Source organism: Sphingobacterium populi, assembly GCF_001586775.1.
In the GTDB taxonomy this organism is placed as follows: Bacteria; Bacteroidota; Bacteroidia; order Sphingobacteriales; family Sphingobacteriaceae; genus Sphingobacterium; species Sphingobacterium populi.
Map to the genome: position 1 here is coordinate 1 of NZ_LQXS01000028.1, position 296 is coordinate 296.

At 44.6% G+C, this 296-nt stretch carries 1 pseudogene; it reads left to right on the top strand.

What is annotated here, in order from left to right:
* Positions 1 to 296: pseudogene (locus tag A0125_RS15235) on the top strand (IS3 family transposase); the annotation flags it as partial.

Below are 296 nucleotides of genomic sequence, written 5' to 3' on the forward strand. Positions count from 1 at the left end.
TATCACCGACTTCGTAAGCTTGGTTTTATTTGGAATCACAAGCGCGTTTATCGCATATATACGGCGATGAGATTGAATCTAAGAAACAAGCGTAAAAAGCGCCTTCCTGCTCAGGTGAAAGCACCATTACTGCGTCCCATTGGTCCAAATGTTACGTGGAGCCTAGACTTTATGCATGATACATTGGCTAGCGGAAAGACTATCCGAACGTTGAATGTTATTGACGATTTCAATCGAGAGGCGCTTTCGATCTGCGTTGACACCAGTCTGCCAGCACATCGAGTGATTATGGAACT